12 protein-coding genes are annotated in these 14,244 nt (G+C 60.2%); all 12 read left to right on the top strand.

What is annotated here, in order from left to right; translation table 11 throughout:
- The first annotated feature begins 10 nt into the window (after window positions 1–10).
- A complete protein-coding gene (locus ACQY8Q_RS03380; RefSeq protein ID WP_428424639.1) occupies window positions 11–1,636 on the top strand; it encodes an amidohydrolase in 1,626 nt (541 codons plus the stop codon).
- A 56-nt stretch (window positions 1,637–1,692) separates the two neighbouring features.
- Window positions 1,693–3,282 (top strand): ABC transporter substrate-binding protein, encoded by a 1,590-nt coding sequence (locus ACQY8Q_RS03375; RefSeq protein ID WP_428424637.1) that lies wholly within the window; start codon window positions 1,693–1,695, stop codon window positions 3,280–3,282.
- A 90-nt stretch (window positions 3,283–3,372) separates the two neighbouring features.
- Window positions 3,373–4,308 (top strand): ABC transporter permease, encoded by a 936-nt coding sequence (locus ACQY8Q_RS03370; protein WP_428424635.1) that lies wholly within the window; start codon window positions 3,373–3,375, stop codon window positions 4,306–4,308.
- Between the two features lie 5 nt (window positions 4,309–4,313).
- Window positions 4,314–5,135, top strand: coding sequence for an ABC transporter permease (locus tag ACQY8Q_RS03365; protein ID WP_428424633.1), 822 nt, complete (start codon window positions 4,314–4,316; stop codon window positions 5,133–5,135).
- Entirely contained in the window at window positions 5,132–6,043 is a 912-nt protein-coding gene (locus tag ACQY8Q_RS03360) for an ABC transporter ATP-binding protein (protein WP_428424631.1), read from the top strand. The genes ACQY8Q_RS03365 and ACQY8Q_RS03360 overlap by 4 nt, the downstream gene beginning before the upstream one ends.
- Window positions 6,040–7,020 carry an ABC transporter ATP-binding protein gene (locus ACQY8Q_RS03355; RefSeq protein WP_428424629.1) on the top strand — a complete coding sequence of 327 codons (981 nt, stop codon included), beginning with the start codon at window positions 6,040–6,042 and terminating at the stop codon, window positions 7,018–7,020. Before ACQY8Q_RS03360 ends, ACQY8Q_RS03355 begins: the two co-directional genes overlap by 4 nt.
- Before the next feature lie 294 nt (window positions 7,021–7,314).
- On the top strand, window positions 7,315–8,205 hold the full coding sequence (locus ACQY8Q_RS03350; RefSeq protein ID WP_428424627.1) for a substrate-binding domain-containing protein: 891 nt from the start codon (window positions 7,315–7,317) through the stop codon (window positions 8,203–8,205).
- Between the two features lie 117 nt (window positions 8,206–8,322).
- Entirely contained in the window at window positions 8,323–9,837 is a 1,515-nt protein-coding gene (locus tag ACQY8Q_RS03345; protein ID WP_428425542.1) for a sugar ABC transporter ATP-binding protein, read from the top strand.
- Window positions 9,834–10,796, top strand: a complete 963-nt coding sequence (locus ACQY8Q_RS03340) for an ABC transporter permease (RefSeq protein ID WP_428424625.1) — start codon at window positions 9,834–9,836, stop codon at window positions 10,794–10,796. Before ACQY8Q_RS03345 ends, ACQY8Q_RS03340 begins: the two co-directional genes overlap by 4 nt.
- Window positions 10,797–10,818: 22 nt before the next feature.
- On the top strand, window positions 10,819–11,763 hold the full coding sequence (locus ACQY8Q_RS03335; protein ID WP_428424623.1) for a tagatose kinase: 945 nt from the start codon (window positions 10,819–10,821) through the stop codon (window positions 11,761–11,763).
- A gap of 1 nt (window position 11,764) precedes the next feature.
- Window positions 11,765–13,045 carry a D-tagatose-bisphosphate aldolase, class II, non-catalytic subunit gene (locus ACQY8Q_RS03330; RefSeq protein WP_428424621.1) on the top strand — a complete coding sequence of 427 codons (1,281 nt, stop codon included), beginning with the start codon at window positions 11,765–11,767 and terminating at the stop codon, window positions 13,043–13,045.
- Between the two features lie 111 nt (window positions 13,046–13,156).
- A complete protein-coding gene (locus ACQY8Q_RS03325; protein WP_428425540.1) occupies window positions 13,157–14,170 on the top strand; it encodes a LacI family DNA-binding transcriptional regulator in 1,014 nt (337 codons plus the stop codon).
- The last annotated feature ends 74 nt before the right edge of the window (window positions 14,171–14,244 follow it).

The raw sequence follows: 14,244 nt of genomic DNA, 5'->3' as shown, positions 1-14,244 counted from the left end.
GGAGCTGTGAATGGCATTCGCAATTGAAGCCGATCTTATCTTGCACAATGGCCGCATCTGGTGTGGCCGGGAGGAGGGCATCAGCCAAGCTGTTGCCGTGTGGCAGGGCAAGGTTCTTGCAACGGGCAGCAATGCCGACATGCTGAGCCTGAAGGGTGCGGCGACCGAGGTCATCGATCTGAAAGGCCGCTTTGCCAGCCCCGGGCTCATCGACAACCACCTGCACCTGATTGCAACCGGCATCGCCATGGGCTTTGTCGATGCCACACCGGCCGCCGCGCCGACGCTTGGTTCCCTGATGCAAGCCATCTCCGACCGCGCCGCGACTATGCCAAAGGGTAGCTGGGTCCGGGCCCGCGGTTATGACCAGGTCAAGCTCGACACGGGCCAGCATCCGACTCGCGAAGATCTCGATCACGCAGCGCCCGATCACCCGGTCATGTTGACGCGGGCCTGCGGCCATGTCTCGATCGCCAATTCCCGTGCACTGGCGCTGGCCGGTATCAGCGAAGAAACGCCGGTGCCGGATGGTGGCGTGATTGGTCTCACTGATGGCAAGCTGAACGGCTTTCTCGCGGAAAATTCACAGAACCTGGTCAAGGCTGCAATGCCCGAGACGACGACGGAAGAGCTGATCGACGGCATCGAACGGGCAGGCCAGCATTTGCTCGCCTTCGGTATTACCAGCTGCATGGATGCAGCGGTTGGACATGTTGCCGGCTTTCCGGAAATCCAGGCCTATGAGATGGCCAAGCTTACCGGCCGGTTACCGGTGCGCGTCTGGCTGACGCTGCTTGGCGATCCCGGCGTTTCCATCGTTGAGGATTGCTGGCGCGCGGGGCTTATCGGCGGGGCCGGCGATGACATGCTGCGCGTCGGTGGCGTCAAGATTTTCCTTGATGGTTCCGCCGGCGGTCGAACGGCCTGGATGACCCAGCCCTATCAGGGCGAACCCGACAATATCGGCGTGCAGATGCTGCCGGATGCAGTGGTCGAGGGGGTCGTCAAGGACTGCCATGACCGGGGCTATCAGATGGTCTGCCACGCCATTGGCGATGGGGCGATCGAACAGCTGATTACGGCGTACGAGAAGGCACTCGCCGCCAATCCCGATCCCGACCGCCGCCACCGCATCGAGCATTGCGGCTTTTCCTCGCCGGAGCAGAATGCGCGCATGAAAGCGGCTGGCATCCTGCCTGCACCGCAGATGGCCTTCATCCACGATTTCGGCGACAGCTATATCTCCGTGCTCGGGCAAGAGCGCGGCATGGCATCCTATCCGATCGGCACCTGGATGCGCATGGGCCTAAAACCCTCGACCGGCTCGGACTCACCGGTCTGCTCGCCCGATCCGTTCCCGAACCTGCATGCAATGATCACGCGCCAGACCGGCAAGGGTACGGTAATGGATGCGACAGAGAAGCTTGGCCGCGAGGAAGCCTTGCAGGCCTACACGGAATACGGCGCCTGGTCGCAGAAGGCCGAGGCGGTCAAGGGCCGGCTCGTGCCTGGCCAGTGGGCGGATATCGCTGTCTTCGACAATGATCTTCTGGAAGCCCCGGCCAGCACCATTCTGTCCGGCACCCGCTGCTTGTTGACCTTGCTTGCCGGTCGCGTCGTGCACGACGCGCGCTGAACGCCTACGGGACTGAAACGAAACGATGCCGAAAACGGCACGAGAGGGAGAACGAAATGCTGAAAAAACTGACACTCGCCGCCATGCTCAGCCTTGGCGTCGCGACCGGAGCACTTGCCGCAGGCGAGCGTTCCGGCGGAACGCTTGTCTTCACCGCGCCGTACGGCTCAAGCTTTGCAACGCTCGACGTGCAGGCAAGCCCGAACACGCAGGAAGAATTCATCACCCAGGCCATTCATCGCGGGCTCTACAGCTGGGATTCCGTCCAGAACAAGCCGGTGCTGGAACTGGCAACGTCAGAGGATATTTCTGCGGATGGCACGGTCCGGACCTATCATCTGCGCAAAAATGCTGTTTTCCATAATGGTAAACCACTGACGGCCGATGACATCATCTACAGCTACAAGCGCATCGCCAACCCGAAGAACGCCTTTTCAGGCGCCAGCTTCATCGCGGTCATCAAAGGCGCGGACGACTATATCGCCGGCAAGGCGGAGGAAATTTCGGGCCTCAAGAAGATCGACGACCACACGCTGGAAATCACCTACACCGGCCCGATCAATCCCGGTTTTCCGCTGATGCAGAACACGACGGTGATCTATCCATCGAATGTCGAGGATGAAACGAGCTTCGCCAAGTCCCCCGTCGGCCTTGGTGCCTTCGTCTTCAAGGAGCACGTGCCCGGCTCGCAGGTCGTAGTCGAAAAATTCGACAAGTACTATGAGGAGGGCAAACCCTATCTGGACCGCATCAACATCGTGCTGATGGGCGAGGATGCGGCGCGCGATGTCGCCTTCCGCAACAAGGAAATCGATGTCTCGATCCTCGGCCCGACCCAGTATCAGGCCTATCAGGGCGAAGATGGGCTGAAAGACCACCTGCTTGAAGTTGCCGAGGTCTATACCCGCAACATCGGCTTCAATCAGGCTTTCGAGCCCTTCAAAGACAAGCGGGTGCGCCAAGCGATCAACCATGCGATCAATGCGCCGCTGATCATCGAACGCCTCGTCAAGAACAAGGCTTACCCCGCTTCTGGCTGGCTGCCGATTTCTTCGCCCGCCTTCGACAAGGAAAAGCCAGCTTATGCCTTTGATCCGGAGAAGGCCAAGGCCTTGCTTGCCGAAGCCGGCTATGCAGATGGCTTTGAATTCGAAGTGACGGCGAGCCCGAACGAAAGCTGGGGCGTGCCGATCGTCGAAGCCATCCTGCCGATGCTGAAAAAGGTCGGCATCACCGTGAAGCCGAAGCCGGTCGAAAGCTCCGCACTTGGCGATGCGGTAACCTCGAACACCTTCCAGGCCTTCATCTGGTCGAACCTTTCCGGCCCCGATCCGCTGAACGCATTGCGCTGCTTCCATTCGAAGACACTGCAATCGGCCTGCAACTATACGAGTTATGCGAGCCCGGATTTCGACAAGCTCTACGAGGCCGCCCAGCAGGAGCGCGACCCGGCCAAGCAGAGCGATCTTCTGCGCCAGGCGAACAATATCTTGCAGGACGACGCGCCGGTCTGGTTCTTCAACTACAACAAGGCGGTCATGGCCTACCAGCCGTGGATCCATGGGCTTGTTCCGAACGCAATGGAACTGGCGATCCAGCCCTATGACGACATCTGGATCGACGAGACCGCACCAGCACGCCAGTAAGCCTTGAGAGGTTCGGGGTGGCCGTGAAAACATCACGGCCACCCCCGCATCGATTGCCGTTCCGTAAGGGCGGCCAAACCGGGACCGCTCATGCTTCGTTTTACCCTGCGCCGTATTCTGCAGATCGTACCCACCGTCGTCGTGGTGGCGCTGCTTATCTTCGTTATTTTCTCGGTGGTGCCTGGCACCTTCGCCGCCAGTCTGTTTGCCGACGGCAAACGCGCCGCCGATCCGCAGATGATCGCCCGTCTCAACGAGGAATTCGGGCTGAACAAGCCGTTGATGGAACGCTTCGCGACCTATGTCACAGATCTCGCACAGTTCGATCTCGGAACCAGCTTCCGCACCCGCCAACCGGTGATCGATCTCATCCACGACCGGATGTGGGCCTCGCTGAAACTGGCGATCGCCGCCATGGCCTTTGCCCTGGTCATCGGCGTGCCACTCGGCTTCCTCGCCGCCATGAGACCAGGCTCGGTACTCGATACGGTGACGATGATCGGTGCGGTTTCGGGCCTTTCCATGCCACAGTTCTGGCTGGGCCTGTTGATGATGTATCTGTTTGCCCTGCAGTTGAACTGGCTGCCGAGTTTCGGATATGGCAACGGGTCGTTCCAGAACCTCATCCTTCCTGCCATCACGCTCGGCGTTACACCACTTGCGCTCCTTGCACGCACCACGAGGGCAGGCGTGCTCGATGTGCTCAACGCCGATTTTATCCGTACCGCCCATTCCAAGGGCATGAGCGAGATCAAGGTGGTCAGCTGGCATGTGGCGCGCAATGCGCTGGTTTTGATCGTTACAACGGTCGGCCTGCAATTCGGTTCGCTGATCGGCCAGGCTGTCGTCATCGAAAAGCTTTTTGCCTGGCCCGGCATCGGTTCGCTGTTGGTCGATAGCGTTGCGATCCGCGACATTCCCGTGGTGCAAGGCACAATCCTCGTCATCGTGCTCTGGTTCCTCGTCATCAATACCGCCGTCGATCTGATCTACGCCGCGATCGACCCGCGCATCAAGCAGGAGTGACGCCAATGCGTTTCGGCTTCAACTTCTGGCTTGGCGCGGGCCTGACAGCGCTGGTGATTTTCGCAGGCGTGCTCGCCCCGTGGATCGCGCCCTTCGACCCCGTGCTCGACGCCGATCTGATGAGCTCGGAACTGCCACCGGATGCGACCTTCTGGTTTGGCACGGATGCTCAGGGGCGCGACGTCTACACCCGTATCCTCTATGGCGCGCAGATCTCGCTGACGGTCGGCATCGTCTCGCAGGTGATCAATTCGATCATCGGCGTCACGCTCGGCATGACCGCCGGTTACTGGGGCGGTTGGTGGGATGATCTGGTGAACGGCCTCACCAATGTGATGCTTGCCATTCCCTCGCTGATCTTCGCGCTCGCCGTGATGGCGGTGCTGGGGCCGGGGCTGCCGTCTCTTCTTGTCGCGCTTGGCCTCACCAACTGGAGCTGGACCTGCCGCATCGCCCGTTCCTCGACGCTGTCGCTGAAATCGCAGGGATATGTGCAGGCGGCCCAAACGCTCGGCTATGGTGACCTGCGCATCATGTTCACCCAGATCCTGCCCAACATGATGGGGCCGATCCTCGTCATGGCAACGCTCGGCATGGGTTCGGCGGTACTGTCGGAGGCAGCCCTTTCCTTCCTTGGCCTCGGCATCCAGCCGCCGTTTCCGAGCTGGGGCTCGATGCTGACCGATGCGCGCCAGCTCATCCAGCTGGCGCCGTGGGTCGCTATCTTTCCCGGCCTCGCCATCTTCCTGTCGGTGCTCGGGTTCAACCTTCTCGGCGACGGCCTACGTGACAGCCTTGATCCGCACATGAGGACGCGCAAGCCATGACCGCGCCGCTTCTCGACATCAGGAGCCTGCACATGGGCGTGGCGCTTGGCCGTACCGCCCACCATCCCCTGCTCAAGGGGGTATCCTTTCAAATCATGCCGGGTGAGGCCTATGGTCTCGTCGGAGAGTCCGGTTCCGGAAAATCGGTGACGTCGCTTGCGGTCATGGGGCTGCTGAAAAAGCCTCTGGCCGTCTCCAGCGGCGAAATCCTGTTCAAGGGGCAAAACCTTTTGGCCCTGCCGAAGCGGGAGATGCGGCGCCTGCGTGGCAATCGCATCGCCATGATCTTTCAGGAACCGATGACGGCGCTGAACCCGTTGTCCACCGTCGGCCGGCAGATCGCCGAAATGTTCGTGCTGCATCAGGACAAGAGCTGGGGCGAAGCGCAGAAGCTTGCGGTCAAGGCGCTTGCCAGCGTGCGCGTGCCCAACCCGGACCGGCGCGCGAAAAACTATCCGCACCAGATGTCGGGTGGCCTGCGTCAGCGTGTGATGATTGCCATGGCGCTCGCCTGCAATCCCGACCTGCTGATCGCCGACGAACCGACGACGGCGCTCGACGTCACCGTGCAGGCTGAGGTGCTGCGCCTGATCAAGGAACTTTGCGCCGAACGCGGTACGGCCGTGCTCTTCATCAGCCACGATCTCGGCGTCATCGCCAGCATCTGCCAGCGGGTCGGCGTCATGTATGCTGGATGTCTGGTGGAGGAGAACGAGACGCGAGCGCTCTTCGACACACCGCAGCACGACTATACACGAGGCCTCCTCGGCGCCCTACCGCGCCTTGGCAGTCGTAGCCAGCACGGCCGCCAGCGGCTCGTCGATATCGACAGTATCATCGCCGACCGCTCGACGCTGACAGAAACCCGTTTCATCGCGCCGCGCGATGCGGAAGGGAGCCAGCCATGACCACCCCGCTGCTGCAGGTGGACAACCTGCATGTCCGGTTTCCGATTTCCGGCGGCGGTCTGCTTGGCAGAGGTCGGCGCATGTTGCATGCCGTCAACGGCATCAGTTTTTCGCTTGCCAAAGGCGAATGCCTCTCGATTGTCGGCGAGTCCGGCTGCGGCAAATCCACGACGGCGCTCTCGATCCTCGGTCTTCAAGAGCCGACTGAGGGTATGATCCGCTATCGCGGCCAGCCACTCGCCGGTCCGGGCGCGCCGGGACGGATGCAGCGTGCCAAGGCGGTACAGATGGTGTTTCAGGACCCCTATGCCTCGCTCAATCCGCGTCAGTCGGTGCGCACCTCGCTTGCCGCCCCGCTGAAGTTGCACGGCATCACCGCAGCGTCGGAAATCGAGGGCCGCATTGAGGCCATGCTGAAGAATGTCGGCCTGACACCTGAGCACGCAAACCGCTATCCACACGAATTTTCCGGTGGCCAGCGCCAGCGCATCGGCATTGCCCGCGCGCTGATCCTTGAGCCGGAGATCGTTGTGCTCGACGAGCCGGTATCGGCGCTAGATGTGTCGATCCGCGCGCAGATCATCAACCTCTTGCTGGATCTGCAGGAAAAACTCGGCCTATCCTACCTGATGATCAGCCACGACCTGAGCGTGGTCGAGCACATGAGCGACCGGGTACTGGTGATGTATTTCGGCCAGGTCGTGGAAGAAGGTGGGTGGCGGGAAATCTTCGAAAAACCGACCCATCCCTATACGCGCCGCCTGATCGCCGCTATTCCTGATCCGGAGAGGGCACTCAGCTCTCCCGCTTCAGCGAATAACGTCACTCATCCTTACTCGTTGAACGGGCGTAGCTTCATTTCTGATAGAAGCGCCGCACTGGATGTCTTTTCTTCGCCACCCCCGTCCGAACTCATCGATGTCGCACCACAGCACAAGGTGAGAGTGGCATTACCAGTGGCCGCCGAAATACAGTGACGTACTCGATCAACGCGAGAGCCTTATGGTGCGTCTGCACGCTCGGTTGATCATACAGCGTGATAGAGGATCGTTGTGATAACGATCGCAAGCCTGCCTGCAAACATGGAGTGTAGAGGAACTGCCATCCGGCGCCGGAACGCAGCACGATAATCGCATCACAAATTTACGCGCATAGAATTTAAAGTTGACGCGCGGAAACTTTAGTGGCAGATATTCGCTGGCTGGTATGGGAGGCCGCCAGCTGTAACGGCCATAGCCGTCCGGCCTCGTCGCTATTCTAGGGAGGAAATCATGTCCATTTCTCGTATCGCCAAGTCACTGCTCGTATCCGCCGCCTTCACGCTGGCTGCCTTTTCGGCCCAGGCAGAAGGCATTGGCGCGTCGCTCCTGACCCAGCAGCATCCGTTCTACATCGAGCTCGGCCAGGCGATTGCAGCCGAAGCCAAGGCGAAGAACGTTCCGGTCGAAATTGCCATCGCCAATCAGGACCTCAACAAGCAGCTCGCCGATATTGAAGACTTCATCGTCAAGGGCGTCAGCGTCATCATCATGTCGCCTGTCGACAGCAAGGGTGCCCTTGCTGCGGTGATGCGCGCTCAGGCCGCCGGTATCAAGGTCATCACGGTCGATGTCCCGGTAGAAGGCACCGAAGTCGCCTCCTATATCGGCACCGACAATTATGCCGGTGGCGTCAAGGCTGGTGAGCTGATGGCAGAGCAACTGGGCGGCAAGGGTAATGTCGCGATCATTGACTACCCCTTGGTTCAATCGGTGGTCAATCGCGTCAACGGCTTCAAGGAAGCGATCGCCAAGCACCCGGAGATGAAGATCGTCTCGATTCAGACCGGTATCACCCGCGCCGAAGCGCTTGCGGTTGCCCAAAACATGTTGCAGTCAAACCCGGATATCGCCGGCATCTTCGGTTTTGGCGATGATGCGGCTCTTGCTGCCGCCGTTGCCGTGAAGTCCGCGGGCCTGACCGGCAAGGTCAAGGTCATCGGCTTCGACGGCATGCCGGAGGCGATCGCCGCAGTTGACTCGGATCCGGATATGGTTGGCGTCATCCAGCAGTTCCCGGACCAGATGGGCAAGCTTGCTGTCGATACCGCAATCAAGATCGTCGCTGGCGAAGAGGTGCCTGCATCGCAGCCGATCGTCCCGGGCGTTTACACCAAGAAGTAATCCGGCCCTCCTATACCCCTCCCAGGGCGAATTGCCTTCCGGCAATGACCGCTCCCTTCCGACGGCTTCGCTTGAAAAAGCGTGGCCGTCGGGAACGAAGATGCAAAGGTTGATGCGATGGATACGTCCGGCAATGCCGCAATCCTCGAAATCAAGGATGTCACAAAATACTTTGGCACTGTGGCTGCGTTGAAGAGCATGCAGCTCAGCGTCATGCCGGGCCGCGTGCACACCATTCTCGGCGAAAACGGTGCCGGGAAATCGACGCTGATGAAAATCCTTGCCGGCGTCTACCAGCCGACATCGGGAAGCATCCTGATGGACGGCAAGCCCTATGCACCAGCCAATCCCCAGGATGCGGCCAGGGCGGGTCTGACCATCGTCTTCCAGGAACTGAGCCTCTGCAACAACATGACCGTGGCCGAAAACATTCTGGCAACGCGCGAACCCTCGACGATCGGCTTCATCAACGACAAGGCGCTGACGCGCAAGGCCGCATCCATTGTCGCAGATCTCAAGCTTCCGGTTGCGGTGACAGAAAAGGTCGGTGATCTTTCGATCGCGCAGCGCCAGCTGGTCGAGATCGCCAAGGGGCTCAGCGTCGACGCAAAAGTCGTCATTCTCGACGAACCGACATCCTCGCTCAGTGACAACGAAGCCGAGATCCTGTTCGAGATCATTTCCCAGCTGAAAGCGCGCGGCGTCGCCGTCATCTACATTTCGCACCGCATGGAAGAGATCATGCGGTTGAGCGATGACATTACGGTGGTTCGCGACGGCAGCTACATCACAACGCGCGACAAGAACGAGACCACCATCGACGAGCTGATTGCGCTCATGGTCGGCCGCGACATGGACGCGATCTATCCCGCCCGGGATGTACCGGCGCCGGCCATGAGCGCAAAGCCGATCCTCGGTGTCGACGGCCTGTCGCGCGATGGTGAATTCGAGAATATCACCTTCGACGTCCGTCCCGGCGAGATACTCGGTTTCTTCGGCCTGATCGGCTCGGGTCGCTCGGAAGTCATGAATGCCCTGTTCGGCATGAAGCGCACTTCAGGCTCCATAAGTATCGACGGCAAGCAGGTGACCATTTCCTCGCCAGTCGATGCGATCGATCGCGGCATTGGTTTCGTTACCGAAAATCGCAAGGAAGAAGGGCTCGTCCTCAGCCACAATGTCGAGGCGAACATTTCCATGGTCGCGCTCAAGGACTATTCCGGCACCTTCGGCTTCCTCAAACGCCGCCGGGAGCGTCTCGCCGCAGACGCCGAGGTCAAGCGCCTGGCCATCAAGACCGGGTCACTCCAGACGATCGTCGGGTCGCTGTCGGGCGGCAACCAGCAAAAGATTGTTTTGGCCAAGTGGCTTTTGACCCGGCCAAAAATCCTGATCCTCGACGAGCCGACACGCGGCGTCGATGTCGGCGCCAAATTTGAAATCTACAAGATCATCCGCCAGCTGGCAGCGGAAGGCACGGCAATCCTGCTCGTGTCCTCCGAGCTACCGGAGATCATCAGCATGAGTGACCGTGTCGTCGTCATGAGCGAGGGCCGGGTGACGGCAACCGCGTCGGGCGAACAGATGAAACCGGAAAAGATCATGAGCTTTGCGACGGGATTTGTATCATGAGTGAAACAACGGCGGCCAATGCCGCCTTTATACGGGTCTTCAAGCAGTATGGCGGCATCTTTCTGTCGCTTGTCGCCCTCTGCGTCATCTTCTCCTTCATGAACGGGCGTTTCATGTCGGTGGCGAATTTCCTCAATGTGCTTCAGCAGGTTGCCGTCATCGCCATCGCCGCCTTCGGCATGACATGGGTGATTTTGCTCGGCGAGATTGACTTGTCGATCGGCTCGATTATCGCCGTTGCCGGCATGGTCGCGGCCCAGTGTTTTGCCGCTGGCCTCGGGTTTGCGCCGACATTTGTCATTACCCTGCTGTCCGGCGCGATGCTCGGACTTGCCAATGGCGTGCTGACGGCAAAATTCCGGTTGCCATCCTTCATCGTCACCGTCGCGACCATGGGGATCTTTCGCGGGCTCGTCAGCCTGCCCACGAACGGCGCGCCGGCGATGATCACCGAACCGACATGGACGGCCATCGGCACGCAGAGTTTCATCGGCGTTCCGATCGTCATTTGGTTCGTTGCCGTGCTCTTCCTGTTCAATCACATCCTGCTCAGCAAGACGCGCTTCGGCCGCCGCGCCTATCTCACCGGCGGCAACCGCGAAGCAGCGCTTTATTCCGGCATCAAGGTCGATCGTTTGAAGATCGCCATTTTCATGATTTCGGGTGTGATGGCCGCAATCAGCGGCGTACTCCTCTCTTCCCGGCTGTTTTCAGCGCAAACCAATGCCGGCATGAGCTACGAACTCGACGCCATCGCCGCAGCGGTCCTCGGAGGCACGAGCCTTGCTGGCGGCGTCGGAACGATGATCGGCACCATGATCGGCGCCCTGATCATCGGTGTCCTGAACAACGGCATGAACATGATGTCGGTGCCCTATTTCTACCAGCTGATCGTCAAGGGCGTCGTCATCCTTGTCGCCGTCTGGCTCGACGTCCGCTCCAAGCAGGCCAAGCAATAATCCGTAATAGAGCAGTGATCCCATGTCGAAAATTCTGACTATCGGCGAAATCCTGGTGGAGATCGTCGCCACCAACCGCGGCAACGGCTTCCGTGAGGCTGTGCCGCTGATTGGTCCCTTTCCCTCCGGCGCTCCGGCAATCTTTATCGACCAGGTCGGCAAGCTGGGGCAGGATTGCGCCATCATCTCGCGCGTCGGCGAGGATGATTTCGGCTGGGTCAACATCGACCGGCTGACAGCCGATGGTGTCGATGTGTCCGGTATCGAAATGGTGCCGCAGGGAACGACCGGCAGCGCCTTCGTGCGGTATCGCGAAGACGGCAGCCGCGCCTTTGTCTTCAACATCAGACACAGCGCCTGCGGCACGATCGAACTGTCCGATGAACATCTGGCGTTGATCGACAGCTGCACGCATATGCATGTCATGGGAACCGCCCTTTATGCACCGAGCGTGGTGGAGAGCATCCTGACGGCCGTCGACCGGATCAAGGCCGCTGGCGGTACCGTGTCCTTCGATCCCAATCTCCGGCCCGAAATTCTCGACAGTCCCGGTATGCGCGAGGCGCTGCAGACGGTTCTGTCGAAGACCGATCTGTTCATGCCGAGTGGCGAAGAGCTCTTCCTGTTTGCGAAGGCCAAGGGAGAGAGCGAGGCCGTCGCGGAGCTCCTTGCCCGGGGCATCAAGGCGATCGTTGTGAAGCGCGGCGCCAAGGGTGCCAGTTATTTCGACGCCGAGACGGCACTCGATCTCGAAGGCTTTCCTGTCGAGGAAGTCGATCCGACCGGTGCGGGCGACTGCTTCGGGGCGACCTTCGTCACGTTCTGGCTGCAAGGCGCAAGCCCAGCCGAAGCTCTTTTATACGCCAATGCATCCGGCGCACGCGCTGTCACTAAGGCCGGCCCGATGGAAGGCGCCTCCACCCGCAGCGAGCTCGATCTTCTTATCAAAACGCGAGGCAAGGCCTGACATGACACAGAGCTATCTCTCCGACATCGCCTCCTGGGGTATGCGTACCGGCCCCAAGGGCATCCCTTCGATCTGCTCCGCGCATCCGATCGTGATCGAGGCTTCGATGCTGCATGCGCTTCGCAGCGATACCCATCTTCTCGTCGAAGCCACCTGCAATCAGGTCAATCAGGACGGTGGCTATACCGGCATGACGCCCGCCGACTTTCGTACATTTGTCGAGATGATTGCGGCGAGAACCGGTTTTCCTCTCGAAAAGCTGATCCTTGGCGGCGACCATCTCGGTCCCAATCCCTGGAAGAACCTGCCCGCCGACGAGGCGATGGACAAGGCCAGGGTCATGATCAAAGCCTACGCCGAAGCCGGTTTCACCAAGCTTCATCTGGATACCAGCATGGGCTGTGCCGGCGAGCCTGTTGCGCTGCCGGATGCGATCACGGCAGAGCGGGCAGCAAGTCTTGCGGCTGCCGCTGAGGCAGCACTTGCCGGCTCCACCGGCATCAAGCCGGTCTATATCATCGGCACGGAGGTTCCCATTCCGGGCGGCGCCATGGAAGAACTCGACAGTCTCGAGGTCACCAAGCCCGATGCTGCGCGTGAAACCATCGCCGTGCACCGCAAGGCTTTCGCCGCAGCCGGTGTCGAAAACGCTTTTTCGCGCGTAGTCGGCGCCGTCGTGCAGCCGGGCGTGGAGTTCGGTAATCACAACGTGATCGCCTACGAAACCGGCAAGGCCCAAACGCTGAGTGCTACATTGGCCGATATGCCGGGCATGGTGTTCGAGGCACATTCCACCGATTACCAGACGCAGGAAGCCCTTCGCCAACTGGTGCTGGATGGCTTTGCCATCCTCAAGGTCGGCCCCGGGCTCACCTTTGCCCTGAGGGAAGCCTTCTACGGGCTCGACCGGATCGCCGATTTCCTGTTTCCGGCCAAGCGCCCGGAAACCCTGCTCGCAACCGTTGAGCGGGTCCTGACGTCAGAGCCGAAGAACTGGGAAAAATACTATCACGGCTCGCCGGATGAGCAGCGGCTGCAGCGTCACTTCAGCTATAGTGACCGCATCCGCTATTACTGGCCGCATCCGGAAATCGATGCCGCCGTCAAACAGCTTTTTGCCGTTCTCGACGGTGTCCAGATCCCCGAAACGCTGATTAGCCAGTATCTGCAGGCGAGTTACACGGCGGTTCGCGACGGCCGGGCAAAGCCTCAAGCGACGGCTCTGGCCATCGCAGCGGTGGACCATGTTCTGGAGAGTTACTTTACAGCCTGCCGCCCTTGAAGAAGAGCGGCTTGCATCCCGGTGGAAGTTTTGCTTGAAACGTGAAGCTGATATTTAAATCGATTGAGAGCTTGAGTGGACGCCAATTTGCAAGACAAACCGATCAGGACGATGGAGGATTTCTCCGAGTTTGTCGGATTGTCGCGTCCGACCGTCTCGAAATATTTCAACGATCCCAGTTCCGTCCGCCGCAAGACCCGCGACCTGATCGAAGCCGCGCTCAAGCAGAGCGGCTTCCGGCCGAACATGTTTGCCGTCAACCTCAACCGCCGGCGCAGCAACATCATCGGCATCATCATCCCGAACTCGACCGATCCGTTCTACATGGCGCTGACGCGGCGTGTGGAACTGATCGCCAATGCGTCGGGTTTCCTGGCCTTTGTGCTGTCCTCGGATGGCAATGCGGCGATGGAGGCGCGGGCGATCGAGACGCTGAAGTCGATGAACGTTGCCGGCGCCATCATTGCGCCGCTCGGCGTGCAGTCGCAGCAGGAAACACTGCTGGCGATGGCGGCGTCCATCCCGCTGATTTTCGTCGATTCGCCGCTTGATGATGTTTCGCCGTTCGTCGGCACCAACAACCGGCAGAGCTTCCAGCTGATCGTCGATTATCTGTGCCGATCCGGCGAGCCACCCTGTTATCTCGGCATGCCACCCGTCAACACCAATGCCGGCACCAGGGAAGCCGCCTACACCGAGGCGATGGTGCAGCTGCGCATGGAGCCGATCATATTACCGATCGCGCAGCCTGCCAGCTGGGATTTCGAAAAATTCGGCTATGAGGAAACCTTGCGGATTCTCGAAGCCGGTGGTTTCCCGACGGCGACGGTGCTGTGTGCCAACGACCGCGTCGCTTTCGGTGCGATCGCAGCCGCTTACCAATCCGGCATCAAGGTCGGTCACGGCGCAGGCTGCACCCTGCGGATCGCCGGCCACGACGACCACCCGCTGTCGCGCTACGCTTGCCCGCCGATTACCACGGTCGCGCAGAGCTACAACGACATCGGCCGCATCGCCATGGAATTGCTGCTCCGCAAACTTGGCGAAGACGGCAGTGGCACAGGGCTCGGGGGTGATGAACAGGTCCTGCTAAACGGCGAGATCATCTTACGCGAGTCAGCCTGAGGCAAAGCCTCTTACATCGTTGGTATTGAACGGCGGCGCTCAGTACATCGCCTGATCCGGACCATTAGAGCCAG

Origin of the sequence: Pararhizobium sp. (assembly GCF_965279435.1) — a bacterium.
In the GTDB taxonomy this organism is placed as follows: Bacteria; Pseudomonadota; Alphaproteobacteria; order Rhizobiales; family Rhizobiaceae; genus Pararhizobium.
The sequence above is the reverse complement of the archived record's forward strand: the minus strand, read 5'-3'. Positions and strand labels throughout refer to the sequence as shown.

Excerpts from the sequence above, each read along its gene's own strand:
- ACQY8Q_RS03380 (WP_428424639.1), top strand. The coding sequence starts at position 11 with ATGGCATTCGCAATTGAAGCCGATCTTATCTTGCACAATGGCCGCATC.
- ACQY8Q_RS03375 (WP_428424637.1), top strand. The coding sequence starts at position 1,693 with ATGCTGAAAAAACTGACACTCGCCGCCATGCTCAGCCTTGGCGTCGCG.
- ACQY8Q_RS03370 (WP_428424635.1), top strand. The coding sequence starts at position 3,373 with ATGCTTCGTTTTACCCTGCGCCGTATTCTGCAGATCGTACCCACCGTC.
- ACQY8Q_RS03365 (WP_428424633.1), top strand. The coding sequence starts at position 4,314 with ATGCGTTTCGGCTTCAACTTCTGGCTTGGCGCGGGCCTGACAGCGCTG.
- ACQY8Q_RS03360 (WP_428424631.1), top strand. The coding sequence starts at position 5,132 with ATGACCGCGCCGCTTCTCGACATCAGGAGCCTGCACATGGGCGTGGCG.
- ACQY8Q_RS03355 (WP_428424629.1), top strand. The coding sequence starts at position 6,040 with ATGACCACCCCGCTGCTGCAGGTGGACAACCTGCATGTCCGGTTTCCG.
- ACQY8Q_RS03350 (WP_428424627.1), top strand. The coding sequence starts at position 7,315 with ATGTCCATTTCTCGTATCGCCAAGTCACTGCTCGTATCCGCCGCCTTC.
- ACQY8Q_RS03345 (WP_428425542.1), top strand. The coding sequence starts at position 8,323 with ATGGATACGTCCGGCAATGCCGCAATCCTCGAAATCAAGGATGTCACA.
- ACQY8Q_RS03340 (WP_428424625.1), top strand. The coding sequence starts at position 9,834 with ATGAGTGAAACAACGGCGGCCAATGCCGCCTTTATACGGGTCTTCAAG.
- ACQY8Q_RS03335 (WP_428424623.1), top strand. The coding sequence starts at position 10,819 with ATGTCGAAAATTCTGACTATCGGCGAAATCCTGGTGGAGATCGTCGCC.
- ACQY8Q_RS03330 (WP_428424621.1), top strand. The coding sequence starts at position 11,765 with ATGACACAGAGCTATCTCTCCGACATCGCCTCCTGGGGTATGCGTACC.
- ACQY8Q_RS03325 (WP_428425540.1), top strand. The coding sequence starts at position 13,157 with ATGGAGGATTTCTCCGAGTTTGTCGGATTGTCGCGTCCGACCGTCTCG.